23 protein-coding genes and 1 pseudogene are annotated in these 23,498 nt (G+C 65.3%); 2 read left to right on the forward strand and 22 right to left on the reverse strand.

The genetic code is table 11. The annotated features are described in order from the left end of the window. Positions 1–25 precede the first annotated feature (25 nt). The 11 genes from ACP696_RS05060 to ACP696_RS05110 form a co-directional block, all read right to left on the reverse strand. Positions 26–661, reverse strand: coding sequence for an OmpH family outer membrane protein (locus ACP696_RS05060; RefSeq protein WP_426011872.1), 636 nt, complete (start codon positions 659–661; stop codon positions 26–28). Between the two features lie 5 nt (positions 662–666). After that, a complete protein-coding gene (bamA, locus tag ACP696_RS05065; protein ID WP_426011873.1) occupies positions 667–3,036 on the reverse strand; it encodes an outer membrane protein assembly factor BamA in 2,370 nt (789 codons plus the stop codon). A 17-nt stretch (positions 3,037–3,053) separates the two neighbouring features. After that, a complete protein-coding gene (gene rseP / locus ACP696_RS05070; RefSeq protein WP_426043515.1) occupies positions 3,054–4,538 on the reverse strand; it encodes an RIP metalloprotease RseP in 1,485 nt (494 codons plus the stop codon). Positions 4,539–4,560: 22 nt separating this feature from the next. Next, on the reverse strand, positions 4,561–5,775 hold the full coding sequence (locus ACP696_RS05075; protein WP_426011875.1) for a 1-deoxy-D-xylulose-5-phosphate reductoisomerase: 1,215 nt from the start codon (positions 5,773–5,775) through the stop codon (positions 4,561–4,563). Next, entirely contained in the window at positions 5,763–6,623 is an 861-nt protein-coding gene (locus tag ACP696_RS05080) for a phosphatidate cytidylyltransferase (RefSeq protein ID WP_426043516.1), read from the reverse strand. The genes ACP696_RS05075 and ACP696_RS05080 overlap by 13 nt, the downstream gene beginning before the upstream one ends. After that, positions 6,601–7,380: a polyprenyl diphosphate synthase gene (uppS, locus tag ACP696_RS05085; protein WP_426011877.1), complete on the reverse strand. Its 780-nt coding sequence runs from the start codon at positions 7,378–7,380 to the stop codon at positions 6,601–6,603. Before uppS ends, ACP696_RS05080 begins: the two co-directional genes overlap by 23 nt. A gap of 45 nt (positions 7,381–7,425) precedes the next feature. Continuing rightward, positions 7,426–7,992 (reverse strand): ribosome recycling factor, encoded by a 567-nt coding sequence (gene frr / locus ACP696_RS05090; protein ID WP_426011878.1) that lies wholly within the window; start codon positions 7,990–7,992, stop codon positions 7,426–7,428. Between the two features lie 25 nt (positions 7,993–8,017). Beyond that, entirely contained in the window at positions 8,018–8,755 is a 738-nt protein-coding gene (pyrH, locus tag ACP696_RS05095) for a UMP kinase (protein WP_426011879.1), read from the reverse strand. A gap of 203 nt (positions 8,756–8,958) precedes the next feature. Next, the gene (gene tsf, locus ACP696_RS05100; protein WP_426011880.1) at positions 8,959–9,900 is read right to left on the reverse strand and encodes a translation elongation factor Ts; all 942 of its coding nucleotides are present in this window, start codon (positions 9,898–9,900) and stop codon (positions 8,959–8,961) included. A 156-nt stretch (positions 9,901–10,056) separates the two neighbouring features. After that, positions 10,057–11,001, reverse strand: a complete 945-nt coding sequence (gene rpsB, locus ACP696_RS05105; RefSeq protein ID WP_426011881.1) for a 30S ribosomal protein S2 — start codon at positions 10,999–11,001, stop codon at positions 10,057–10,059. A 204-nt stretch (positions 11,002–11,205) separates the two neighbouring features. Further along, positions 11,206–11,727 (reverse strand): GNAT family N-acetyltransferase, encoded by a 522-nt coding sequence (locus ACP696_RS05110; protein WP_426011882.1) that lies wholly within the window; start codon positions 11,725–11,727, stop codon positions 11,206–11,208. A 182-nt stretch (positions 11,728–11,909) separates the two neighbouring features. On the opposite strand from ACP696_RS05110, the gene ACP696_RS05115 reads away from it, so the two are divergent. Further along, positions 11,910–12,560 (forward strand): haloacid dehalogenase-like hydrolase, encoded by a 651-nt coding sequence (locus ACP696_RS05115; RefSeq protein ID WP_426011883.1) that lies wholly within the window; start codon positions 11,910–11,912, stop codon positions 12,558–12,560. 18 nt (positions 12,561–12,578) lie between these two features. Here ACP696_RS05115 and ACP696_RS05120 read toward each other — a convergent pair whose 3' ends face one another. From ACP696_RS05120 to sidA, 4 genes are all read right to left on the reverse strand, one after another. After that, positions 12,579–12,929: a GFA family protein gene (locus ACP696_RS05120; RefSeq protein ID WP_426011884.1), complete on the reverse strand. Its 351-nt coding sequence runs from the start codon at positions 12,927–12,929 to the stop codon at positions 12,579–12,581. A 349-nt stretch (positions 12,930–13,278) separates the two neighbouring features. After that, entirely contained in the window at positions 13,279–13,509 is a 231-nt protein-coding gene (locus ACP696_RS05125) for a DUF5076 domain-containing protein (RefSeq protein WP_426043517.1), read from the reverse strand. A 184-nt stretch (positions 13,510–13,693) separates the two neighbouring features. Continuing rightward, positions 13,694–17,128 (reverse strand): DNA polymerase III subunit alpha, encoded by a 3,435-nt coding sequence (gene dnaE, locus ACP696_RS05130; protein WP_426011885.1) that lies wholly within the window; start codon positions 17,126–17,128, stop codon positions 13,694–13,696. Positions 17,129–17,154: 26 nt separating this feature from the next. Next, positions 17,155–17,244, reverse strand: a complete 90-nt coding sequence (gene sidA / locus ACP696_RS05135) for a cell division inhibitor SidA (protein WP_426011886.1) — start codon at positions 17,242–17,244, stop codon at positions 17,155–17,157. Between the two features lie 164 nt (positions 17,245–17,408). Between sidA and ACP696_RS05140 the strand changes: the two genes are divergently transcribed. Continuing rightward, a complete protein-coding gene (locus ACP696_RS05140) occupies positions 17,409–18,368 on the forward strand; it encodes a nucleoside hydrolase (protein WP_426011887.1) in 960 nt (319 codons plus the stop codon). A 10-nt stretch (positions 18,369–18,378) separates the two neighbouring features. Here the strand turns inward: ACP696_RS05140 and ACP696_RS05145 are convergent, their stop codons facing one another. The 7 genes and pseudogenes from ACP696_RS05145 to ACP696_RS05175 all read right to left on the reverse strand — a co-directional run bounded on the left by ACP696_RS05145 (position 18,379) and on the right by ACP696_RS05175 (position 23,488). Continuing rightward, on the reverse strand, positions 18,379–19,077 hold the full coding sequence (locus ACP696_RS05145; RefSeq protein WP_426011888.1) for an ABC transporter ATP-binding protein: 699 nt from the start codon (positions 19,075–19,077) through the stop codon (positions 18,379–18,381). After that, a complete protein-coding gene (locus tag ACP696_RS05150) occupies positions 19,070–20,344 on the reverse strand; it encodes a lipoprotein-releasing ABC transporter permease subunit (protein WP_426011889.1) in 1,275 nt (424 codons plus the stop codon). Before ACP696_RS05150 ends, ACP696_RS05145 begins: the two co-directional genes overlap by 8 nt. Continuing rightward, complete coding sequence (gene proS, locus ACP696_RS05155) at positions 20,344–21,669, reverse strand: proline--tRNA ligase (protein WP_426011890.1); 1,326 nt, start codon at positions 21,667–21,669, stop codon at positions 20,344–20,346. Before proS ends, ACP696_RS05150 begins: the two co-directional genes overlap by 1 nt. Positions 21,670–21,711: 42 nt before the next feature. Next, positions 21,712–21,846: pseudogene (locus ACP696_RS05160) on the reverse strand (hypothetical protein); the annotation flags it as partial. Between the two features lie 164 nt (positions 21,847–22,010). Beyond that, positions 22,011–22,271: a DUF1467 family protein gene (locus ACP696_RS05165; RefSeq protein WP_426011891.1), complete on the reverse strand. Its 261-nt coding sequence runs from the start codon at positions 22,269–22,271 to the stop codon at positions 22,011–22,013. After that, positions 22,271–22,687, reverse strand: coding sequence for a methylmalonyl-CoA epimerase (gene mce, locus ACP696_RS05170; RefSeq protein WP_426011892.1), 417 nt, complete (start codon positions 22,685–22,687; stop codon positions 22,271–22,273). The genes ACP696_RS05165 and mce overlap by 1 nt, the downstream gene beginning before the upstream one ends. Positions 22,688–22,759: 72 nt before the next feature. After that, complete coding sequence (locus ACP696_RS05175; RefSeq protein WP_426011893.1) at positions 22,760–23,488, reverse strand: rhomboid family intramembrane serine protease; 729 nt, start codon at positions 23,486–23,488, stop codon at positions 22,760–22,762. Positions 23,489–23,498 lie beyond the last annotated feature (10 nt).

Consider the following 23,498-nt stretch of genomic DNA (forward strand, 5'->3'; position numbering starts at 1 on the left):
CGGGCCTGGGCCCGGACCGATTCGCTTACTTCTTGGTGGGCTGCAGAGCTTGAGCCCCAGGAGCCGCTTGGTCCAGACGTTCGCGATCGAAGGTCAGGGTCTTGATGCGGGCGTCGGTTGCGGTGACCACTGCGCCCGTGATGTCCATGGCCGGATTGACCACAAGCACCGACTCCCGCTCGATCAAGATCGAGCAGGTCTTGGCCTGATAGGCTTGGCGAATGGCCGGCTCCAGTTCCTGATAGACGCGGGCGATCTGCTTCTGCTCGGTCGCTTCGACCTCGCGTTGGCGCTGCTGGCCCTTGCGTTGCCAGGCGTTGGCGCGCACCTGCAGGGCGGCGGCCTGTTGCTCAAGCGCGCTTTGCTCAAGCGTGCCCTTCTTGCCGTCCAGGGCCTTGGCGTCGGTGTCCAGGCTGGTGCGCTCGGCGGTCAGCTCGGCGTTGACCTGCGAGATAATGACCTTCAGGCGGGCGTCGACCGACTTGCCGACCAGCGAAGCGCCGACGGCGCCCTGGCTGGAGAACACGCAGACGCCGGCGATCGGCGCACCGTGGGTGACGGTGGGAGCCGCCGTCGGAGGGGCGGTTTGGGCGAAAGCGCCCGACGCCATGGTGAGCGCGGCGAGGCCCGAAGCGGTCGCGGCGAAGAACTTGGAGGTCATGGTCTTTAGAACCTTGTGGAGGTGGAGAACCGGAAGGTTTCGATTCTGTCGTAGTCTTCTTTAGCGAGAATATGGCTGAAATCGAACCGGATGGGTCCCATGGGCGATTTCCAGTCGATGCTCAGACCCGCCGAGGCCCGAAGGCCCAGGCCGTCCTTGATGAGCGGGTTGAACTTACCGGGCGAGATCTGGCGATCCACGTCGTCAAGCTGGCCCGCCGTACCGAAGTCGGTGAACACCGCGGCCTTGATGCCGTATTGCTCGGGCAACAGGGTTGGGACGGTCAACTCAAACGTGCCGATCGCGTAGAGCTTGGCGCCCAACGAGTTGCTGTTCTGAGACCCGTTCGTGGTGTCGCGCGGGCCGATACCGGCGATCTCGAAGCCGCGGAAGGTGGAACCGCCCTTGTAGTAGCGGTCGTTGATGCGGACGTTGTCGCCGCCCAAGCCTTCGATATAGCCAGCCGAACCGGTTGCGCTGAAGATGAAGTCCTTGTTGAAGCCCCAATACCAGCCGGCGTCGGCGTCGGTCTTAAGATACTTCACGTCACCGCCAAACCCAGCCAGATCCTGGTTCAGGTCGGCGAACCATCCGCGAGTGGGCTGGATCGGGTCGTTGCGCTTGTCGATCCGCAGACCGTAGCCGATCAACGAGGTGACGTAAGCGCCGCGCTGCAGACAAAGGATCTGCGAAACGGAACCGCCGGAGCACAAGCCGTCGGCGACGCTGACCTTGTCCTGACGAAGTTGGTAACGCAGGCTCATCGAGGCGTTCTGGGTCAGTGGAAAGCCGAACCGCAGCGTGCCGCCCGTCGATTGGGTGTCGTACGACGCATAGTTGCTGAGGTCGTAGCGGTACGAATAGAGGTCCAGGCCGGCGCGCAGGTCGCGGCCCAGGAAGCGCGGCTCGGTGAAGCCAAAATCGATTTGCTGGCGCAGTGAGCCCACCGAGATCCGGGCCCGCAGGTTCTGGCCCCGGCCGCGGAAGTTGCGCTGGGTCACGCCGACGTCGAGCACCAGCTTGTCGACCGAGCTGTAGCCGGCGCTGAACGACAGTTCGCCCGTCGGCTGCTCCTCGACCTTGACCCGCAGGGCGGTGCGGTCAGGCGCCGAGCCGGGCAGCTCCTCGATATTGACGTCCTTGAAGAAGCCCAGGCCGCGCATGTTGTTCTTGGAGCGGTCGACCAACACGCGGTTGTAGGCGTCGCCTTCGGCCACTTCCATCTCGCGGCGGACCACATAGTCCAGCGTCTGGGTGTTGCCGACGATGTCGATGCGATCGACATAGACGCGCGGGCCTTCGCGGACCGAGAACACCACGTCGACGGTGTTGGTCTCGCGGTTTGGCACATAGCGGGGACGCACGTCCACGAAGGCGAACCCGGCCGCGCCGGCGGCGAAGGTCAGGGCGTCGGTGGCCTGCTCGATGCGCTCGTCTTCATACAGCTGGCCGGTGCGGATTGGCAGGATCTGGGCCAACAGGTTGCCGTCAAGCTTCTTCAGCTCGGTTTCGACGGTGACCTTGCCGAACTTGTACTTGGGCCCTTCGTCGATCGTGTAGGTGACCGCGAAACCGTTCTTGTCGGTGGCCAACTCGGCGACCGAAGCCACGACGCGGAAGTCGAAAAAGCCGCGGTTGCGGTAGTGCTTGCGCAGCTGCTCGCGATCGTACTCGATGCGGTCGGGGTCATAGTTGTCGTTGCTGGTCAGGAACTTGTACCAGTGCGACTCCTTTGTCACGATCACGTCGCGCAGATCGTTGTCCGAGAATTCGCTATTGCCCAGGAAGTTGACGCCCAGGACGCCGCTCTTGGGGCCTTCGTTGATCTCGAACACCAGGTCGACGCGCTTTTGCGGCAGTTCCACCACCTTGGGCGTCACGGTCGCCGAGATGCGGCCCGAACGACGATAGAGCTCGATGATCCGCTGGACGTCGGCCTGAACCTTGGAGCGAGTGAAGATGCCGCGCGGACGGATCTGCACCTCGTCCTTGAGCTTGTCTTCCTTGAGCGCCGAATTGCCCTCAAAGACCACTTGGTTGATGATCGGATTCTCGACGACCTTGACGATCAGGTCGCCGCCCTGCAGCTCGATCTTCACGTCGGCGAACAGGTCGGTCCGGGCCAGGGTCTTCAGCGCCAGGTCGAGGCGTTGCGGATCCACGGTCTCGCCCGGCTGGATCGGCAGGTAGGACAGCACAGTCCCCTGCTCGATTCGCTCGTTGCCCTGCACCACGATGCGCTGCACCACGCCCGTCGTCTGGGCTTGGGCGAAGGCGGCCTGCGGCGCGGTCAGCGCCGTTGAACCGAGAAGAAGCGCAACGCCGGTGGCGAACGCGGCGCTATGGGCACGAATTTTGCTCATGGGACCAATCATGGACGGAAGGCGGCTGCTCAAGAGAACAAACCGCCGAAGAATTTAAACACGCTCAAACGCTGCAGATCATTCCAGGTCGCGAACAACATGAAACCCAGCAACAGTGCAAGACCAACCCGATATCCGGCCGCTTGCAGCCTCGCCCCTAGCGGCCGGCTGGCGACCGCTTCGTAGGCGTAGAACAGCAGATGGCCGCCGTCCAGAACGGGGATCGGCAGAAGATTCATGAAGCCGACGCTGACTGAGATCAGGGCCGAGAGGCTGAGCAGGGCGACCGAGGCGCCCAGCAGCATCGTCGGCAGGTCGGTGCCGTTGGCCGCGCCCGCCTGGGCGACCTGGCCGGAGGTCTTGGCGATTCCCAGCGGGCCGCCGATCTGATCGGCGGACACCTGACCGCTGATCATCCGCCCCAGATAAAAGACCGTGGTGTCGAGCACATCCCAGGTGCGGGTCACGCCTACGCCGAGAGCCTGGACCGGCGTGTAGCGGATCCGTTCGATATATTGCCTCGGCAGCAGCCGGCTCAGTCCCAGCATGAGGCGGCGTTCCGGCTTGCCGCTGGCTGTGGGCGCTTCATCCATCGCCGGCGTGGCGATCAACTGGATCGTTTGACCCCCTCGATAGACGTCGAACCTGATTGGCTGAGCGCCACGCTTCTTCACATAGGCCGTCAGGTCCTCGAAGCTGTTGATCGGCACGCCGTCGGCGCGCTGCACCACGTCACCGCGCTTGAAACCGGCGAGGTGGCCCGCGCCATGAGGTTTCACTTCATCGACGACATAAGGAACGCCAAAGCCGAGAACGCCGCCCTTTTGGCTACCGCCGAGGCCGTCGGAAATGTCCAGCAGAGCCGGCGTGGCCGTCAGATCAATTTCTTGCGTTCCACGTCGCACTTCGAACTGAATCGGCACATCGCTACGCAGCATGGCGTAGCGGTCCAGGTCCTCGAAACTCTTCATCTTGCGGCCGTTGGCCGAGAGGATGACGTCGCCCTGGACAAAACCCGCCTGGGCCGCCGGGCTACCGGCGTTCACACCCGTGACGATCGGTCTACGCACCACTTCGCCAAACACGCCCGCCAGAAAGGCGAACAGCACGATGGCGAGGATGAAATTGGCGACCGGTCCTGCCGCGACCACGATCGCGCGCTGCCAGAGCGGCTTGAAATGGAAATAGCGCGCGACGGCTTCCTTGCCCTCGCGCTGCTCGATCTCGGCGCGCATGGCCTTCAAGTCGTTCTGGTCGGGCACACTGGCTACGTTCTCGTCGCCAGAAAAGCGGACATAGCCACCAAGCGGCAACCAGCCCAGTTGCCATTGCACGCCAGCCTTGTCGCGCCAGGCGGCGACGGGCTTACCGAAGCCGATCGCGAATCGGTCGATCGCCACGCCGCAGGCCTTGGCTGCCCAGAAGTGGCCAAGCTCGTGCACGGTCACGACCAACAGGATCACCAGTGGAAAGGCGATCAAGTAGGACGCAGCGGACTGGATGAAGCCGAGCATGATCGGGATTTTCTTCTCGTCTTCAGTTTGAACGGCGAACTTGGCCGACAACCTCGGCCGCAATGCGGCGGGCCGACGCGTCAGTCATCATTGCGCTGTCGAGGGCGTCGTCGTCGCTCACGGCCAGGTCGCCCCGGCCGTTCATGCGTTCCAGTGTCCCCGCCACCGCGCTGGCAATATCCAGAAAGCCGATCTGGCGGTCAAGGAAGGCCGCGACAGCGACCTCATTGGCCGCGTTCATCGCCGCCGGCGCGCCGCCGCCCAGGCGCAGGGCCTCGCGGGCGATGGCGATCGACGGGAAGCGCTCCAGGTCAGGTTCTTCGAAGGTCAGTTGGCCGTAGGCGGCCAGGTCCAGAGGCTTTGCGGGCCAGGACAGGCGCTGGGGCCAGGAAAAGGCGCAGGAGATCGGGCTGCGCATGTCCGGCGGCCCCATCTGGGCCAGGGTCGATCCGTCGGTATATTCGACCAGACTGTGGATCACCGACTGCGGGTGGATCACCACGTCGATGCGCTCCTGCGGCGTGTCGAACAGGTAGGACGCCTCGATCATCTCCAGGCCCTTGTTCATCATCGTCGCGGAATCGACCGAAATCTTCGCGCCCATCGACCAGTTGGGGTGGGCGATCGCCTGTTCGGGCGTGGCCTTGGCCATGGCCGCCTTATCCCAGGTGCGGAACGGGCCGCCGGAGGCGGTCAGGATCAGACGCGCCACCCGGTCCAGGCAATCGCGCTGCAGCACCTGGAAGATCGCCGAATGCTCCGAATCGACCGGGATCACCGATCCGCCGGCCGCGTGGGCAATGCGCAACAGGGACGGACCGGCGCAGACCAGGCTTTCCTTGTTGGCCAAAGCGATGACCGCCCCAGTGCGGGCTGCGGCCAGGGTCGGCGCCAGGCCCGCCGCGCCGACAATGGCCGACATCACCCAATCCGCGCCCATGGCGGCGGCTTCCGAAACGGCGGCGGCGCCGGCTGCGGCCTCGACGCCCGAGCCGGCCAGGCGCTCACGCAGTTCCAGCAGCAGGCGCTCGTCGTCGATGACCGCAATCCTGGGCTTCCAGCGCAGCGCCTGCTCGGCCAGCTTGGCGACATTGCGTCCTGCCGTCAGGGCCAGGATCTCGACCTCGACACCCGCCTGATCGAACAGGTCCAGGGTCGAAACGCCGATGGAGCCCGTCGAACCCAGCACCACGACCTTGCGGGCCGCGATCGCGTTCACAAGGGTCAAGGCAACCATCCCCACTGGTCGAGCAGTCGCGCGCCGGCGACCACGATCGCCGCGAACATCAAGCCATCCACCCGGTCGAGCATGCCGCCATGGCCGGGGATCAGGTCGCCGGAGTCCTTCACGCCGAACCGGCGCTTGAGCATCGATTCCCATAGGTCGCCGGCCATGGTGGCCAAGCCGCCCAAGAACCCCACCGCCGCCGCAACGGGCCACGACAGGTCGAGGTCCGGCAGGGCCGGCAGCGCGCGCGTCAGGGCGACGATGCCGATCGCGCCGAGCGCCGCCGCGACAAGTCCACCGAAGAACCCCGACCAGGTCTTGTTCGGCGAATAGCGCGGCCACAGCTTGGGGCCCTTGAAGATGCTGCCGGTCACGAAGGCGAAGATGTCGGCGAACCAGGTCGCCGTGAACAGCAGCAGGGTCCAGCTAAGCCCGACGGCTTGGTCGACAGGGTTTTGTCGCAACCAGATCAGGGCGATGACCGAAGGGGCGATATAGATAACGCCATAGGCCGCATCGGCCCGACGCTCGAGCGCGCCCCGGGCCATCAGGGCCGCGGCGATGGCCCCAATGATCACGACGGGCCAGGTGATGTAGTAGTGGCCTTGGAAGGCGACGATTACCGAGATCGCCGACGCCGCGCCAATCGCCACCGCGACACCGAGCGCGGCGCGCTTGGCGCTCATCTCGGCCCACTCACGCGCCAGCAGGGCGACGCCGACCAGGACCAGGGCCAGGAACCAGACGTCCCCAAACCAGACGGCGGCCACGACCGTCGGCACCAGCACCGTGGCCGAAGCGACACGGATTCGCAGGTTACCCCAGTTGAAACGCTTAGCCGGCGACGGCGACGTCATCGACGGCAATACCTCCATAGCGCCGATCGCGACCGCGATATTCCGTCAACGCGGCGGCGAGGTGTTCGGGCCCATAGTCCGGCCAAAGAACATCCTGATACACCAGTTCGGCGTAAGCGCATTCCCACAGCAGGAAATTCGAGATTCGTTGTTCGCCGCTGGTCCGCACGATCAGGTCCGGCGCGGGGGCGTTAGCGGTGGAAAGCCGTTGCTCGAACATGGCCTCGTCCAAGTCGGCGGCCCGGGCCTCGCCGCGCTCGACGGCCAGGGCGAAGGCGCGCGCGGCGTCGGTGATGTCGGCGCGGCCGCCGTAGTTGAAGGCGACCTGCAGCAGAAAACTGTTGTTCTGGGCCGTGCGGCGTTCGGCGCGGTCGATCACGTCCAGCACGTCGGCCGCCAGTCCCGTGCGACGGCCAATGATGCGCACCCGCACGCCTTCGCGCGCCAGCCGGTCAAGGTCGGATTCCAGATAGGCCTTCAACAGGCCCATCAGCTCGGACACCTCCTGCGGCGGCCGGCTCCAATTTTCGGTGGAGAAGCCGAACACCGTCAGCACGCCCACGCCCAAGGCGCCGGCGCCCTCGACGGTGCGCTTTAGAGCGTTGACGCCAGCCCTGTGGCCCAGGACGCGTGGCAGATTACGCCGCTTCGCCCACCGGCCATTGCCGTCCATGATAATGGCCACATGCAGCGACGGCGTCGACTTGGCGCCCCCGGCGCGTATCGACACGTTCTGCAGGCCGGTCGTCGGCGCCATGCGCTTCAGCCTTCCCTCATCGCCTCTCACAACTTAGGTCGATGCCTAAACCTGCATGATCTCTTGTTCTTTGTTTTTCAAGGCCTCGTCGATCCGCTTGATGGCCTCGTCGGTCATCTTTTGGACCTCGGTTTCCATCTTTTTCAGCTCGTCCTCGCTGATGACGCTGGCCTTCTCGGCCTTCTTCAGGTCGTCGTTGGCGTCGCGGCGAATGTTGCGCACGGCCACCTTCTGGGCCTCGGCGTATTTGCCGGCGATCTTAGACAGATCCTTGCGGCGCTCTTCGGTCAGCGGCGGGATCGGGATGCGGAGGTTGTTGCCCTCCATGACCGGGTTCAGGCCCAGATCGGAGTTGCGGATGGCCTTTTCGACGGCGCCGACGACACCCTTGTCCCAGACGTTGACATTGATCTGGCGCGGCTCGGGCACGCTGATCGAAGCCACGGTGTTGAGCTGAACCATCGAGCCGTAGGCGCTGACCATGATCTGGTCGAGCAGGCTTGACGAGGCGCGGCCGGTGCGCAGACCGGCGAAGTCTTCCTTCAACGACACGACCGACTTGTCCATGCGGTCCTTGTAGCGGGGCAGATCGGGTTTTTCGGCGGTGGCCATGGCTTGGGCTCTTTTCGCTGGGAAATTAGGCGGCTTGGCCGGCAGAAACGACGGTGCGCGTCCCCTGGCCCTTGAGGACATCCAGCAGGTTGCCGCGTCCCTTGATCGAGAAGACGATGATCGGAATATTGTTGTCGCGCATCAGCGCCACGGCCGAGGCGTCCATCACCCGCAGGTCCTGGGCCAGCACGTCCATGTAGCTGAGCGTGTCGTAACGCTTGGCGGCCGGGTCCTTCTTGGGATCGGCGCTGTAGATGCCATCGACGCTGGTGCCCTTGAACAGGGCGTCGCACTGCATCTCGGCGGCACGCAGGGCGGCGGCGGTGTCGGTGGTGAAGAACGGGTTGCCGGTGCCGGCGGCGAAGATCACCACCCTGCCCTTCTCCAGGTGCCGCTGAGCGCGGCGACGGATGTAGGGCTCGCAGACCGTGGCCATCGGGATGGCCGACTGCACGCGCGTGGAGACGCCGATCCGCTCAAGCGCGTCCTGCATCGCTAAGGCGTTCATCACCGTGGCCAACATCCCCATATAGTCGGCGCTGGACCGTTCCATGCCCTTGGCCGCCCCCGCCATGCCGCGGAAGATGTTGCCGCCGCCGATCACCAGGCACAGCTCGACGCCGGACTGGACGATCTGGCGGATGTCCTCGGCCACCGCCTCGACGGTCTTGGTGTCGATGCCGTAGGGCGTATCGCCCATCAGCACTTCGCCCGAAACCTTCAGGAGCACGCGGCGGTACGGTTTGTGCGGGGCTTCGGACATGCGGCTGGCTCTTCTTGAGTCGTCGAGACGCAACATAGTGCGCGTTCCGAAAAAGTGGGATCGGTTTTCCGGCTGAAAACCGCCGAGATAGCGTGCAGGACGCAAGCCGCGCGCAAAAAGGGCGCGGCGCGCGTTGAAACGCGCCGCGCCCTTCGGCGATCTGCTCCGCCGTCCAGCCCTGAGGCCAAGCCGGCGGAGAAGGCTTAGGCTTGACCGCCAGCCATGGCTGCGACTTCGGCGGCGAAATCGCCCTCAGGTGCCTTCTCGACGCCTTCACCCAGGGCCAGGCGAACGAAGCCCTTCACGGTGAGCGGCGAGCCCAGTTCCTTGCCGGTCTCGGCGACGAGTTGCTCGACGGTCTGGTCCGGGTTCATGACGAAGGCCTGCTTCAGCAGCACGACTTCCTCCAGGAACTTGCGGATTCGGCCTTCGACCATCTTCTCGACCACGGCCGGGGGCTTGCCCGACTCCAGGGCCTGCTCGGTAAAGATCTGGCGTTCCTTCTCGATCGCGGCCTGGTCCAGATCATCCGGCGACAGCGACAGCGGGGCGGTCGCGGCCACGTGCATGGCGATCTTGCGGCCCAGCTCAAGGATCTTGGCCTGGTCGCCTTCGCCTTCGATGGCCACCAGCACGCCGATCCGGCCCAGGTCCGGCGCGGTGGCGTTATGGATGTAGGACGACACCGCGCCCTTGGCGACGGTGAAGCGCGCCGAGCGACGCAGCAGCATGTTCTCGCCGATCGTGGCGATCAGGTTGGTCAGCAGGTCCGACACGACGTCGCCTTCGGCGGTCTTGGCCGCAGTGATGGCGTCCACGCCTTCGACATCCAGGCCGACGGCCGCGATCTTGCGTACGGCGTTCTGGAACAGGTCGTTGCGGCCCAGAAAGTCGGTCTCGGCGTTCACCTCGACTGCGGCGGCGGTCATGCCAACGCCGTCATTGCGCACGGCGATGCCCACCAGACCTTCGGCCGCGACGCGGTCGGCCTTCTTGGCGGCCTTGGACAGGCCCTTGGCGCGCAGCCAGTCGATGGACGCATCGACGTCACCGGCGTTTTCGACGAGGGCCTTCTTGCAGTCCATCATGCCGACGCCGGACTTTTCGCGCAGTTCTTTCACCAGCGCAGCGGTCACTTCAGCCATGAATTCCTCCATTGAATATCGGGGCGCTTCCAACCAGCACCGAAACCGGCGCGCGGGGACGCGTGAAACAAACTACGACCGGGCTTGATAGCCCGGTCGCATGTCAGGGGCGCAACAGCCACGCTCCGGTCGAAACCCGAGCGTGGCGGCTGGAAATCAGCTCGCGGCCGGCTCTTCGGCAACGGCTTCGATGGCCTCGGCGGTCGCTTGTTGAGCGGCTTCCGGGGCGGGTTCGACGGCAGCGACTTCAGGCGCGGCGGCGGCTTCAAACGCCGCTTCCTGCTCGGCGACTTCGGCGGCCGGGACTTCCGGAGCGGCGGCGGCTTCAGCCACCGGTTCCGGAGTCAGCTGACGGGCCAGGGTCGGCTCCATCGGGGCTTCCGAGGCGCCCAGATCGACGCCCGACGAGGCTTGGCCGGCGGCCAGGCCGTCGAGGACGGCGTCGGCGATCAGGTCGCAATAAAGCTGCAGAGCGCGGGCGGCGTCGTCATTACCCGGGATCGGATAGGTGATGCCGTCAGGATCGCAGTTGGTGTCGAGAATGGCGACGACCGGGATGTTCAGCTTGCGCGCTTCAAGGATCGCGATCGCTTCCTTGTTGGTGTCGATCACGAACATGATGTCGGGGATGCCGCCCATGTCCTTGATGCCGCCCAGCGACAGCTCCAGCTTGTCGCGTTCGCGGGTCAGCTGCAGCAGTTCTTTCTTGGTGCGGCCCGAGCCTTCGCCGACCATGATGCCTTCGAGTTCGCGCAGACGCGCGATCGAGCCCGAGACGGTGCGCCAGTTGGTCAGGGTGCCGCCGAGCCAGCGGTGATTGACATAGTACTGGGCGCAACGCTTGGCGGCCGTGGCGACCGGGTCGCTGGCTTGACGCTTGGTGCCGACGAACAGCACGCGGCCACCGGCGGCGGCCACTTCACGCACCTTCACCAGGGCTTGGTGCAGGAGCGGGATCGACTGCGACAGGTCGATGATGTGGATGTTCGACCGCGAACCAAAGATGAAACGGTCCATCTTCGGGTTCCAGCGATGCGTCTGGTGGCCGAAGTGGGCGCCAGCTTCCAAGAGCTGACGCATGGAGAATTCGGGAAGCGCCATGATAGGTCTCCTTCTTCCGGTTGAACCTCCGTGGACACCCCCGCTCCGACAATTCGGACCGGGACCGGAACGGTAACGTCGGGATGTCTCCCCTTCGTCGCCGCACGTCCACGTGTGGAATGGCGCGGCAGATAGGCGTGAACGGACCAAAAAGCAAGCCCTTAGGCGGCGGGACGTGCCGCTTGGAGCCGCTGAGCGGCACGCTTATGCCGTCGCCGCGCCCGACTGCGACGCCCTGCGCCGGTAGAGGACGCAGGGCTCGCCCGCGTCGACGACATCGCGCTCGAACGCGAACCCCGCCTTCTCCAGGACCCGGCGCGAGGCGAGGTGCTTGATCATGACGAAGCCAATCAACGACGGCAGGCCTAGCCGCTCCAAACCGTGTTGGACCAGGGCGCGCGTCATTTCGCTTGCATAGCCTTGTCCCCAGGCCTCGCGCGTCATGGCATAGGCGACTTCGATCTCCGGAACGCCCTCGACCGCCAGAGGACGGATGCCGGCCCGGCCCACGAAGGCGCCGTCGGGCGTGCACCAGGCCCATAGCCCAAAGCCGTGGCGGTCCCAATGGGCGAGATTGGCCGCGAGATAGGCCGTGGTCGCCTCGGCCGAACGCGTCCCGCCCAGATAGCGGGAGACCTCCGGATCGAGATGCAGCGCGACGAGGTCGACAAGATGGCGTGGATGCAGCCGCTCGGCGACCAGTCGAGGCGTCGTGAAACCATCCATCGGGCGCGTCCCTCGCATCGAAGAGGCCTGGGCGTCACTGACCCACAAGAGAACCTGATCTGTCCACAAGCAAACCTGGTCGTCATGCGTTTCTGACACAGAGCGGGTGTCCGATAGCCTGGATCTCGTGGCCGAAGATTTTTCGAACCTTTCCGGACGGCCGTAATGGGCAGAGGTGACTCGTGCTCGCGGTTTTTGATCTCGACGGCGCCGTGCTGGACGGGGGTTCTACCGCCGTGTGGCTGTGGCGGCGGGTCCGCCATTCCCCTCTGCGCTGGCTGGCCGCGATGCTGTTCGCTCCGGTCGCCATTCCAATGGTGGTCGCGCCCCGCACCCGTCGCGCCGGGGCCGCGATCCTGCTGTGGACCGCCACGGTCGGCCTGAGCGAGCGCGATCTGCGCCAATCCTGCGCCGATTTCGCAGCCTGCTTCCACGCCGGGACCCTGCCATTCCATTGGCGCGGCCCAGGCCTAGAAACGCTCGACGCCCACCTGGCGCGCGGCGAGGACGTGGTGATCGTCACCGCCGCCCCCATCGTCCTGGCGCGCGCCCTCGTCAATCCGCAGGGCAGGCAGATCATCGTGCTGGGCACCTCGCTCAAGCCCCTGGCCGGCGGCTGGGTCGCCGACGTCCCTTGCCGCAATCAGCGCAAGTGCCAAGCGCTGGCCGACGCCGGCCATGGCAAGCGCTGGGCCTATGCCTATACCGACAGCCTCGACGACCTGCCCCTACTGCGCGGCGGCGATACTCCGATGATCGTCGGCCACGGCAAGGCCGCCCAGCACCGCCTCAGCCGCGCGCGCCTGCCCAACGGCCGCGCCTCGGCTTGGTAGGCGCGGTTTCCCGGACTCTCAGCGCGCCTTGCCGTCGAATTGGTGCAGCTTCAACGCGAAAACGTCCAAGTCGTCCAGGCAGCGGACGTTGATCGCGGCGATCTTCGCGCCGTCCGGCCCGACGCCCCGGCCAAAGGACTCGATGCCGCAGGTCTCGCAAAACAGATGCGAGACCTTGTGGGTGTTGAACCGGAACTCGCTCATGGCGTCTTCGCCCTCCGGGAGCTCGTACGCGCTGGCCGACGCGAAGGCCAGGATCGAACCCAGCTTGTCGCGCCGCGAGCAGTTGCAGGTGATCAGGTTGTCCAGTTCGAGGTCCACTGCGTAGCGCACCCGCCCGCACTGGCATCCACCCTGGTGTTGGGACATGAACCCTTCTCCCTCCCGGCTACCCAAAGCGCGGCAGCGCCCAACCAACACCCAGGCCTGGACCGCCCTGGATCGCGCGGGCTAGAGCAGTTTTCGAGCGAAGTAGTTCCGGTTCGAATGAAGAAAAATGTGTCAAAACAGAAGACTAGAGCTCACGGCCTGACGCAGTCAGGTCGGGAAATGCTCTAGGCTTCAATCGGCCGGAGTCCTCGGGCAAGATCGAGGCCTGCATCCTGCGCCCTACACACGCGATCCCGACGCAGCCGTCAGTTCGCCTCTGCGCCCCTCCCACCGGTTCGTGCGGACGAGGGCACGGCCGTCTCGTCGTTGAAGCTTTCGACCAGCGCGTTCAGCAAGTCCGCCCGCGATCCGATGCCCTCGGCGCTCGCGCGTCCGCGACGTGTCCCGCAAGGTCGGCCAGGATAATGCCCCAAGCCGCCGTCTCCCTTGGCACGCCGTCGCCCGCATAGAGCCCCACCCGCAGGGAGCAATGCAGACCCTGCTCGGCGACCCAGACGCGGACAAGCTCCAGCGCCTCGATGTCGCGAAGCGCCGCTGGCGGAATTCCAAGGCCTTCCATCACGCCCTCAAGCCCTAAAAGCCAAGATCGAGTCGAGGGCGTTTCCCGAATACGGACCACACCGCGATCCCAGAACGGTCCAAAACCGACAACACGCCCGACCCTTCTCGCTCGACGATGCCGGACGCGCTCGACCGCCCGTCCGAGACGACGCCACGACCGTCTTGGTCAGCGCAGGGTCGCATCAAACGTCCTCGAGCAGCGCCACGCCAGGCGCGGTCTTCAGCGCGCCGCGCAGGGCGGCGTCGAGGGTGTAGCGGCCCGGCAGCCTCATCTCGATCTCGCGACCGCCGCCCAGGGCGGCGACCAGGCTGACCTCGCCGCCGCCGCGCTGAGTGAGGGCCGGCTCCAGTCGGCGGCGCAGGGCGTCGATCTCGGTGGCCGAGGGCGACAGGTGCATGCGCAACCCCGCCACCACGTTCTCGATGGCCTTTTCGATCGGTTCGGCGTCGTCGCCAAAGAACCGCACCTCGCCGTCGCGCGCCTTGGCGCGGACCTTGATCGACACCGACCTGCCGGGTTCAAGCACCTCGCGACATTTGCGCAGCGCCTCGGGCGGGAACAGCACCTCATACTCGCCGGTCGGGTCCGACAGCGAGACGAAGGCGAAGCGCTCGCCGTTTTGCGAGGCGCGTTCCTGGCGACGACGCACCACGCCGCACATCCGGAAGGCCTCCATGCCGGCCTCGGCCTGGGGGATCACCTCGGTCAGCATGGCGGTGCGCTTGCGACGCAGCATGCCCACCAAGTCTTCCAGCGGGTGTCCCGTCAGATAAAAGCCGACGGCGGCCAATTCTTCGTCGAGCAGGTCGACCTGGCTCCAGGGCTCGACTTTCTTCAGGCGCGGCCGGCCAGCAGCGGGATCACCGCCGAACAGGGCGTGCTGTCCGCCCTGGCGGTCGGCGGCGATGCTCTGGCCGTGGGCGATCAACACGTCGGACGAGGCCAGGATCTGGGCGCGATTCTTGTGGAACGAGTCGAAGGCCCCCGCCCGCGCCAGGTTCTCGATGGCCCGCTTGTTGACGAGCTTGGGATCGACCCGCTCGACGAAGTCGAAAATGTCGCGGAACGCCCCGCCCTCCTCGCGGATGGCCACCAGATGCTTCATCGCTTCGAGACCGACATTGCGCACGGCGCCCAGAGCGTAGAGCACCTCGCCGGTCTCGACTTCGAAGTCGGCCCCCGAGCGATTGACGTCCGGCGCCCGCACCGTGATGCCAAACCGCCGGGCGTCCTGGTGGAAGACCGCCAGCTTGTCGGTGTTTGATAAGTCGAGGCTCATCGAGGCGGCCAGGAACTCGACGGGCGTGTTGGCCTTCAGCCAGGCGGTCTGGTAGGCAATCAGGGCGTAGGCGGCGGCGTGCGACTTGTTGAAGCCGTAGCCGGCGAACTTGGCCACCAGTTCGAAGATCGAGCCCGACTGTTCTTCCGGGACGTTCTTGTCCTTGGCCCCGGCGACGAAACGGATTTTCTGGAGATCCATCTCCTCCTTCTTCTTCTTGCCCATGGCCCGGCGCAGAAGGTCGGCTTCGCCCAGGCTGTAGCCCGCCAGGATCTGGGCGATCTGCATCACCTGTTCCTGGTAGACGATGACGCCGTAGGTCTCCTTCAGCACCACCTCCAGCGAGGGATGCAGGTTGTCGACCGGCTTGCGGCCAAACTTGCAGTCCACGAAGGTGTCGATGTTGTCCATCGGACCGGGGCGGTACAGCGAGATCAGCGCCGTGATCTCCTCGATCGAACCGCAGCGCATCTTGCGCAGGGTGTCGCGCATGCCCTGGCTTTCCAGCTGGAACACGCCGACCGTCTGGCCGGAGGCAAGCAGCTCGTAGGTCTTGGCGTCGTCGAACGGCAGGCTGGTGAGATCGACGATCTCGCCGCGCTTCTTCAGATGCTTTACCGCGCGATCCAGCACGGTAAGGGTCTTGAGGCCCAGGAAGTCGAACTTCACCAGACCCGCGCTCTCGACCCACTTCATGTTGAACTGGGTAGCCGGCAGGTCCGAGCGGGGATCCTTGTAGAGCGGGGTCAGCTGGGTCAGGGGGCGGTCGCCGATCACCACGCCGGCGGCGTGGGTCGAGGCGTTGCGGAATAGGCCTTCCAGCTGCAGGGCGACGTCCAGGCAGGCCTTGACGGCGCCGTCCTCGTCGCGGGCCTGCTTGAGGCGCGGCTCGATCTCGATGGCCTGGGCCAAGGTCACTGGAGCCGCCGGGTTGTTGGGCACCATCTTGCAAAGCCGGTCGACCAGGCCCAGCGGCAGCTGCATCACCCGGCCGACGTCGCGCAGTACGGCGCGGGCCTGCAGGGAGCCAAAGGTGATGATCTGGGCCACGCGGTCGCGGCCGTATTTTTCCTGGACATAGACGATCACCTCTTCCCGCCGCTCCTGGCAGAAGTCGATGTCGAAGTCGGGCATGGAGACCCGTTCAGGATTGAGGAACCTCTCGAACAGCAGACCAAACCGCAGCGGATCCAGGTCAGTGATGGTCAGCACCCAGGCGACCAGCGAGCCGGCGCCCGAACCCCGCCCAGGCCCCACGGGAATACCCTGGTCCTTGGCCCACTTGATGAAGTCCGACACGATCAGGAAGTAGCCGGGAAAGCCCATCTTGATGATGACGTCGAGTTCGAAATCCAGCCGGTCCCAATAGACCTGTTCCTCGAACGCCAGGGTCAGACCCTCAAGGCGCTTCTTGAGGCCCTCGCGCGCCTGGTGTTTCAGTTCTTCCGGCTCGCTGCGGCCGTCGCCGGTGGGAAAGCTGGGCAGGATCGGATCACGCTTCTGCACCATGAAGGCGCAGCGGCGGGCGATATCCAGGGTGTTGTCGCAGGCTTCCGGCAGGTCGGCGAACAACTTGCGCATATCCTGGGCCGGCTTGAACCAGTGCTCAGGGGTTACCCGCCGACGCTCGTCCTGACCAACGAAGGCGCCGTCGGAAATGCAGAGCAATGCGTCGTGCGCGTCATACATCGCCGGCTTGGCGTAATAGACATCATTGGTGGCGACCAGCGGCGCATCGTGTTCATAGGCCCAATGAACCAGGCCCGGCTCGGCGGCGGCCTGGCGCGGCAGGCCATGGCGTTGCAGCTCGACATAGAACCTGTCGCCGAACACCCGCTGCATCTGCGCCAGCGCGGCCTCGCCCTCGCCGGTCTTGCCCGAGGCGAACAGGGCGTCAACAGGACCGTCCGTGCCGCCCGACAGCAGGATCAACCCCTCAGCGTGCTCAACCACCTTGGTCCAGGGCACGACGGGTTCCGACATCTCGCCGCTTTCCAAATAGGCGATCGACGACAATTCGGAGAGATTGAGATAGCCCCGCTCGTTCTGGACCAGCAAGGTTATGGTTGGTGTGCGCGCCCAGCGCTCGGTCGGACCCGGCCCGACGCCAGACACCGCCAGGGCGCAGCCGATGATCGGTTGGACCCCGTGGTCCTTGGAGTAGACCGAATATTCCAGCGCCCCGAACAGGTTGTTGCGGTCAACCAGCCCCGCCGCCGGCATTCCAGCCGCCGCGGCCAGGCCGGGGATTTTGTCGGCCTTGATGGCGCCCTCGAGCAGCGAATAGGCCGAGCGCACGCGAAGGTGGACGAACCCCTGACCCTCGTTGCCCGACATTTCGCCACCTCACAACGTTACACGACTCAGGACACCAACTGGGCGACCGCGCACATCATCCAGACGAAGCTGGCGACAGATACAAGCGCCAAAGACTCACGTGCGATGCGGACCATGGAACCCTCCTGAGATCGTTGCTTGTTTGTTCTATATTCTACTTTTGTTCTTGTCCGCAAGAGGCCGCGTTCGATTGTGAGCTTTTTTGTCGCGGCCTCTGCGATGGTCGGTCGCGGGCTTCGTTTCGGCTGGATTTGACGCCGAGATCGGCTCAGATCGCCGCATGCGCCTGATCATCGACACCGACACCGCCGGAGACGACGTCTTCTCCCTGATGCTCGCCCTGCGCCGGCCAGGTGTCAGCGTCGAGGCCATCACCATCGCCCACGGCAATGCGGGCTTCGCGCAGCACGCCGAGAACGCCTTGGCGACGCTGGAAGTGTGCGAGCGCGGCGGCGAGGTTCCCGTCTATCTGGGCGCCCAGCGGCCATTCACGCGCGAGCCCCTGGACGCGGCCTATGTGTTCGGCGCTGACGGCATGAGCGACAGCGACTTTCCGAAAGCCGTGCAACGTCCCTCCCCTGGCCACGCCACCGACGAGATCGTGCGGCGGGTCATGGAAGCGCCGGGTCAAATCACCCTGATCGCCCAGGCCGCCTTGACCAACATCGCCCTGGCCTATCTCCGCGAGCCGCGCATCGCCCAGGCCGTCAAGCACCTGTGGATCATGGGCGGAACCGACAACGGCGTGGGCAATGTCACGCCGGCGGCCGAGTACAACCTCTATGTCGATCCCGAAGCGGCCAAGATCGTGATCAATGCCGGCTTTCCGATGAGCATTGTCACCTGGACGGAAACCCTGCGCGACGGCCTGCTGACCCTGGATCAATTGGCGGCGCTGGACGCGCTGGGTACGCCGCGCGCGGCGTTCTTCACCAAGGTCAACGAAACCTCCCTGGCCTTCGCGCGGGAGACCCAGCACCTGGACGGCAGCCTGCACCCCGACGCCCTGACCTGCGCCCTGGCCTTGGATGAGACCTTGATCCTGGACTCGGAAATGGCCGTGGTCGATGTCGAGACAATCGGCGAATTGACGCGTGGCTATCTCAGCGTCTCGAACGCCATCCTGCCCGACATCGAGCTCGCCGATCCGGCCTTACGCCGCCGTGCGCCCAACGCCCGGGTGATCAAGCGGATCGATCAAGCGGGCTTCTACGCGGCGATGCGGAGCGCCTTGCTTTGACCCGCAACGCCTAGAAGGTCTGCGGAACCAGGTGGCCGTCCTTCAGGGCGAAGACCCGGTCCATGTAGCGGGCCAGCTCCATGTTGTGAGTGGCGATCAGGGCCGCGACGCCTCGCTGACGGGCCTGCTCGTAGAGCGCCTGGAACACCGCCGCCGAATTGGCCGGGTCGAGATTGCCGGTCGGCTCGTCGGCCAGCAGGAGCTTGGGGCTGTTGGCCAGCGCGCGGGCGATCGCCACCCGCTGCTGCTCGCCGCCGGACAGTTGGCCCGGCTGGTGGTCGAGCCGCTGGGCCAAGCCCAACTGAGTGAGCATCTCCGTGGCGCTCGACCGGGCCTCGGCCTTGCTTCGGCCGGCGATCATCGCCGGCATGGCGACGTTGTCCATCGCGCTGAACTCGGGCAGCAGGTGGTGGAACTGATAAATGAACCCGACGGTCGTCAACCGAACCTGAGTGCGCTGGCGTTCCGACAGTTTGGAGCAATCGCGACCGTCCAAGGCGATCAGACCGGCGTCGGGCCGCTCCAGCAGACCGGCGGCGTGCAGCAATGACGATTTGCCCGAGCCCGACGGTCCGATCAGTCCGACCACTTCGCCGGGATAGACATCCAGATCAACGCCGCGCAGCACGCTGAGCGACCCCGCCTCGGTGACATAGGTGCGCTCGACGCCGCGCAGGGCCAGGATAGGGCTGGTCGCCGGGCTATTCATAACGCAGGGCCTCAACGGGATCGATACGCGAGGCGCTGATGGCCGGCAGCAGGGTGGCGAGGATGCTCAAGGCGGTGGATATGCCGACGATGACGCCGACTTCGCTCCAGTCGATCTTGGCCGGGATATGGGCCAGGAAATAGATGTCGGCGCTGAACACCGCCGCGCCCGTGACCCATTCGACAAAGTTCTGAATGGCGGTGATGTTGGCGCAGAAAAGCACGCCCAGCAGCAGACCCGCCAGGGTGCCGGCCAGGCCAATCGAGGCGCCGGCCATCATGAAGATCCGCAGGATCGCGCCTTGGCTGGCCCCGATGGTCCGCAGGATGGCGATGTCGCGGCCCTTGTTCTTCACCAGCATGACCAGGGCCGAGATGATGTTGAGCGTGGCGATGGCGACGACGATGAACAGGATCAGCCGCATCACCTTGCGTTCAATCTGCAAAGCGTTGAAATAGCTGGAGTTCTTGTCCATCCAATCCTGGACGAAGGCGCCGGGACCGCTGGCCTGCTCGATGATCGGCTTGATCTGCTTGGCCTTGTCCGGGTCGCTGACCTTGATCTCCACGTAGTCGATGGAGGTGTCGCGGCCAAAGAACAGCTGAGCCTGGGGCAGCGCCATATAGACGAAGCTCTCGTCGAACTGGCTCATGCCGACGCTGAAGATCCCGCCAACAGTATAGTCCTTCTCGCGGGTCGAGGTCCCAAAAGCGGTGGCGGGGCCGGACGGCGAAATCAGGGTGATGGCGTCGCCGACCGAGAGGCCAAGGTTGCGGGCCATGCGGTCGCCGATCAGCACGATGTCGCCGCCATAGTCGCCGTCGCCGAACCCGGCCAGCGAGCCGCGCTTGATGTTGGTGGCGATCATCTTCATGCCGCGAAGGTCTTCGGGCGTGACACCCCGGACGATCGCGCCCGACACTTGGCTGGGGCCGATGACCATGGCCTGGGCCTCGACCATCGGCGCGGCCTGGGTCACACCGGGCACGGCCTTGATTCGGTTGATAACGCCGGCGCGGTCGGGACCGTTCAGCAGCGGCCCTTGGGCGTAGACGTGGCCATTGAAGCCCAATAGCCGGCCCAGCAGCTCGGCTCGGAAGCCGTTCATTACGCTCATCACGGTAATCAGGGCGAAGACCGCCAGCATCACCGCCGCGAACGAGATGATGGCGATCAGCGCCACGCCGCCGTTCTTGCGCTTGTTGCGCAGGTAGCGCCAGGCGACCGTGCGCTCCCAGGTTCCGAACGGACCGGCGCCGATAGCCATCAGGCGGCCTTGCCCGAAAGTCGGGCGATGACCTCGGCCAGCGGCGCGGTCTGGCGCTCGCCGGTCTTGCGGTTCTTGATCTCGACCACGCCGTCGGCGATCCCCTTGGGGCCGACGATCATCTGCCAGGGCACGCCGATCAGGTCCATGGACGCGAACTTGCCGCCGCCGCGGGCGTCGGTGTCGTCGTAGAGCACGGCCTTGCCCGCCAGGGTCAAAGCCTTGTAGGCGCTCTCGCAGGCCTCGTCGCAGGCGGCGTCGCCGACCCGCAGGCTGATGATCCCGACGTCGAACGGGGCCACGGATTCCGGCCAGATGATCCCGGCATCGTCGTGGCTGGCCTCTATAATCGCGCCCAGCAGACGCGAGACGCCGACGCCATAGCTGCCCATCTGCACGGGCGTGTCCTTGCCGTCTGGACCCGCCACGAAGGCCTTCATCGGCTCGGAGTACTTGGTCCCGAACGAGAAGATGTGGCCCACCTCGATGCCACGCGCCGACAGGCGATCGCCCTCGGGAATCTGGGCGAAGGCCTCGGCGTCGTGCATTTCCTCGGTGGCCGCGTAGAGCGCGGTGCGCTGGTCGACCAGCGGCTGTAGGTCGCCATACCAATCGACGTCGATGCCCGGCGCGCCCATCTCGACCAGGTCCTTGTGGCAGAAGACCTCGCTCTCGCCGGTGTCGGCCAGGACGATAAACTCGTGGCTCAGGTCGCCGCCGATCGGACCGGTGTCGGCGCGCATCGGCACGGCCTTCAGGCCCATGCGGTCGAACAGGTTCAGATAGGCCACGAACATCCGGTTGTAGGACTTGCGCGCGCCCTCGGCGTCGAGGTCGAAGCTGTAGGCGTCCTTCATCAGAAACTCGCGGCCGCGCATCACGCCAAAGCGCGGGCGGGTCTCGTCGCGGAACTTCCATTGCACATGGTAGAGGTTTTTGGGCAGGTCCTTGTAACTGCGCACCGAACCGCGGAAGATTTCGGTGATCATCTCCTCGTTCGTCGGGCCGTAGAGCAGTTCTCGATCATGGCGATCGACGATCCGCAGCATTTCGGGGCCGTAGGCGTCGTAGCGGCCGCTCTCGCGCCACAGGTCGGCCAATTGCAGGGTGGGCATCAGCAGTTCGATGGCTCCGGCCCGGTCCATTTCCTCGCGAACGATCTGCTCGATGTTCCGGAGCACCCGCAGACCCAACGGCAGCCAGGCATAGATGCCGGCCGCCTCCTGTCGGATCATCCCCGCACGCAGCATCAACTGGTGCGAGACGATCTTGGCGTCGGCAGGGGACTCTTTCAGAATGGGCAGGAAATAGCGCGAAAGGCGCATGGACGAGACGTCTCCGGGGAATTCGAGGCGTTGAGATAGCCGCTTGGGCGTCAGCTTGGCAACGCGCGCGGCGAAAAGATGACCTTCCCACGCCAGCGAAATGAAAAGAAGGCCGCGCGGTCGCCGCGCGGCCTATCAAGTCATCGTCGGGGAAGACGCCACAGAGCAAGGTCGACAAGCCGACCTCGTGACGCTGAGCTTAGGTGCGAACGGATGTTCGGGGCGCCAGATTGCCTGTTGACTTGGCTACTTGGCGAACTTCGCCCACGGATTGGGCGAACGCCGGTAAAATTATCGCACGCCGCTCAAGGCTTGGGCGCCGCTTCGGTCGCGAGCGGCGATCAATAGGTAGCAGGCAACGCTGGCAGGGTGATCAGGTGGAAATGGATCACCAGCAGCAAGCCCGCCATCACGATAGCCGAAACCCAGGTGGTGGTGATGAACTTGCGCTTCAGGTTCGGATTGACCGGGGCGCCGGGATCGGCCCCCGGCGGCGGCTCGATGCCCATCTCCTTGAAGGTGCGATTGCCCAGCGGCAGCACGGCGAACAGGGTGGTCCACCAGATGGTCAGATAGACGGCGATGCAGGTGACGGGACCCATCAGTGGGCTTCCTTGGGGGTTTCCATGAGCTCGACCAGCAGGCCGCCCATGTCCTTGGGGTGAACGAAGATGATCAGCGTACCGTGCGCCCCGATGCGAGGCTCGCCCAGCACGGTGGCGCCCTTGGCGACCAGGCTGTCGCGGGCCTCGTAGATGTCCTCGACCTCGAAGCAGATGTGATGCTGGCCGCCCTTGGGGTTCTTGGCCAGGAAGCCATGGATCGGCGAGGCTTCGCCATAGGGCTCGATCAGCTCGATCTGGCTGTTGGGCAGGTTGACGAAACACACCCACACGCCCTGTTCGGGCATGGCCCACTTCTCGGTGTGCGAGGTCGCGCCCAGCAGGTCGCGATACATCTTTACCGAGTCGTCAATAGACGGCGTGGCGACGCCGACGTGGTTGAGCTTGCCGATCATGTCCGTTCCCGCGTGTTCTTCCGATTGGCGGCAGGCCTAACACCGATGCCGCGGCGCGAAAAGGGCGGCAGTTCAGCGCGCTGGCGCAGGCTGCATGAGCCAATGAAAGCGGACCGGCAATACCTGGATTAGCAACATCCCGGCCAAAAAACCGCCGAGATGGGCTTGCCAGGCGACGCCGATGATACCCACGCCCGAAGCCAGGCCGTAGGCCGCGCCCAGGCCGACGACGAGCAGGTTCGAAATAATCGCCGATCCGATCTGGCGCAGAACCGAACTGGAAAATATCGGCGCCAGTCGCACCTCTCCCGGACCGGCCAACCGAGCGACGGCGCCCCAGAGGCCAAAGATCGCGCCTGACGCCCCGATCGCCGCGCCATTGGGCGGCGCGATCAACACGAAGACGGCGCCGCCGACGAGGCCGCAGATCAAATAGAAGACCAGAAAGAGCAGGCCGCCGCGCCAATCGCGCCCCAGCCTCTGGGCGATCGCGGGACCCAGGGCGACGAGCGCCGCGCTGTTCATGACGATATGCAGCCAGCCCATATGCAGAAACATGTGAGTTAGGGGCGTCCACCAGAGGCCGTAGGCGAGCCCTTGTTTCGACAAGGCGCCGAGCACGAAGATCGCGTCGCCGTAGCCGAGGGCCTCGCCGATCTGCTGGCCCGCGAAGACCAGCCAGATCAGCGCGGTGATCACCAGTACCGGCCAAGCCTCGAACCACAGCATCGAGGGCCCCCTGCCCCACAGCGTCTCGCGCCGTGGGGTTTCGGTGGCGGGCGGCGTCTGCTCGTCGCTCATCGCGTGGTCA

This window comes from Caulobacter sp. DWR3-1-2 (genome assembly GCF_049896225.1).
GTDB lineage: Bacteria > Pseudomonadota > Alphaproteobacteria > Caulobacterales > Caulobacteraceae > Caulobacter.

Excerpts from the sequence above, each read along its gene's own strand:
- ACP696_RS05060 (WP_426011872.1), bottom strand. The coding sequence starts at position 661 with ATGACCTCCAAGTTCTTCGCCGCGACCGCTTCGGGCCTCGCCGCGCTC.
- bamA (WP_426011873.1), bottom strand. The coding sequence starts at position 3,036 with ATGATTGGTCCCATGAGCAAAATTCGTGCCCATAGCGCCGCGTTCGCC.
- rseP (WP_426043515.1), bottom strand. The coding sequence starts at position 4,538 with ATGCTCGGCTTCATCCAGTCCGCTGCGTCCTACTTGATCGCCTTTCCA.
- ACP696_RS05075 (WP_426011875.1), bottom strand. The coding sequence starts at position 5,775 with ATGGTTGCCTTGACCCTTGTGAACGCGATCGCGGCCCGCAAGGTCGTG.
- ACP696_RS05080 (WP_426043516.1), bottom strand. The coding sequence starts at position 6,623 with ATGACGTCGCCGTCGCCGGCTAAGCGTTTCAACTGGGGTAACCTGCGA.
- uppS (WP_426011877.1), bottom strand. The coding sequence starts at position 7,380 with ATGGCGCCGACGACCGGCCTGCAGAACGTGTCGATACGCGCCGGGGGC.
- frr (WP_426011878.1), bottom strand. The coding sequence starts at position 7,992 with ATGGCCACCGCCGAAAAACCCGATCTGCCCCGCTACAAGGACCGCATG.
- pyrH (WP_426011879.1), bottom strand. The coding sequence starts at position 8,755 with ATGTCCGAAGCCCCGCACAAACCGTACCGCCGCGTGCTCCTGAAGGTT.
- tsf (WP_426011880.1), bottom strand. The coding sequence starts at position 9,900 with ATGGCTGAAGTGACCGCTGCGCTGGTGAAAGAACTGCGCGAAAAGTCC.
- rpsB (WP_426011881.1), bottom strand. The coding sequence starts at position 11,001 with ATGGCGCTTCCCGAATTCTCCATGCGTCAGCTCTTGGAAGCTGGCGCC.
- ACP696_RS05110 (WP_426011882.1), bottom strand. The coding sequence starts at position 11,727 with ATGGATGGTTTCACGACGCCTCGACTGGTCGCCGAGCGGCTGCATCCA.
- ACP696_RS05120 (WP_426011884.1), bottom strand. The coding sequence starts at position 12,929 with ATGTCCCAACACCAGGGTGGATGCCAGTGCGGGCGGGTGCGCTACGCA.
- ACP696_RS05125 (WP_426043517.1), bottom strand. The coding sequence starts at position 13,509 with ATGGAAGGCCTTGGAATTCCGCCAGCGGCGCTTCGCGACATCGAGGCG.
- dnaE (WP_426011885.1), bottom strand. The coding sequence starts at position 17,128 with ATGTCGGGCAACGAGGGTCAGGGGTTCGTCCACCTTCGCGTGCGCTCG.
- sidA (WP_426011886.1), bottom strand. The coding sequence starts at position 17,244 with ATGGTCCGCATCGCACGTGAGTCTTTGGCGCTTGTATCTGTCGCCAGC.
- ACP696_RS05140 (WP_426011887.1), top strand. The coding sequence starts at position 17,409 with ATGCGCCTGATCATCGACACCGACACCGCCGGAGACGACGTCTTCTCC.
- ACP696_RS05145 (WP_426011888.1), bottom strand. The coding sequence starts at position 19,077 with ATGAATAGCCCGGCGACCAGCCCTATCCTGGCCCTGCGCGGCGTCGAG.
- ACP696_RS05150 (WP_426011889.1), bottom strand. The coding sequence starts at position 20,344 with ATGGCTATCGGCGCCGGTCCGTTCGGAACCTGGGAGCGCACGGTCGCC.
- proS (WP_426011890.1), bottom strand. The coding sequence starts at position 21,669 with ATGCGCCTTTCGCGCTATTTCCTGCCCATTCTGAAAGAGTCCCCTGCC.
- ACP696_RS05165 (WP_426011891.1), bottom strand. The coding sequence starts at position 22,271 with ATGGGTCCCGTCACCTGCATCGCCGTCTATCTGACCATCTGGTGGACC.
- mce (WP_426011892.1), bottom strand. The coding sequence starts at position 22,687 with ATGATCGGCAAGCTCAACCACGTCGGCGTCGCCACGCCGTCTATTGAC.
- ACP696_RS05175 (WP_426011893.1), bottom strand. The coding sequence starts at position 23,488 with ATGAGCGACGAGCAGACGCCGCCCGCCACCGAAACCCCACGGCGCGAG.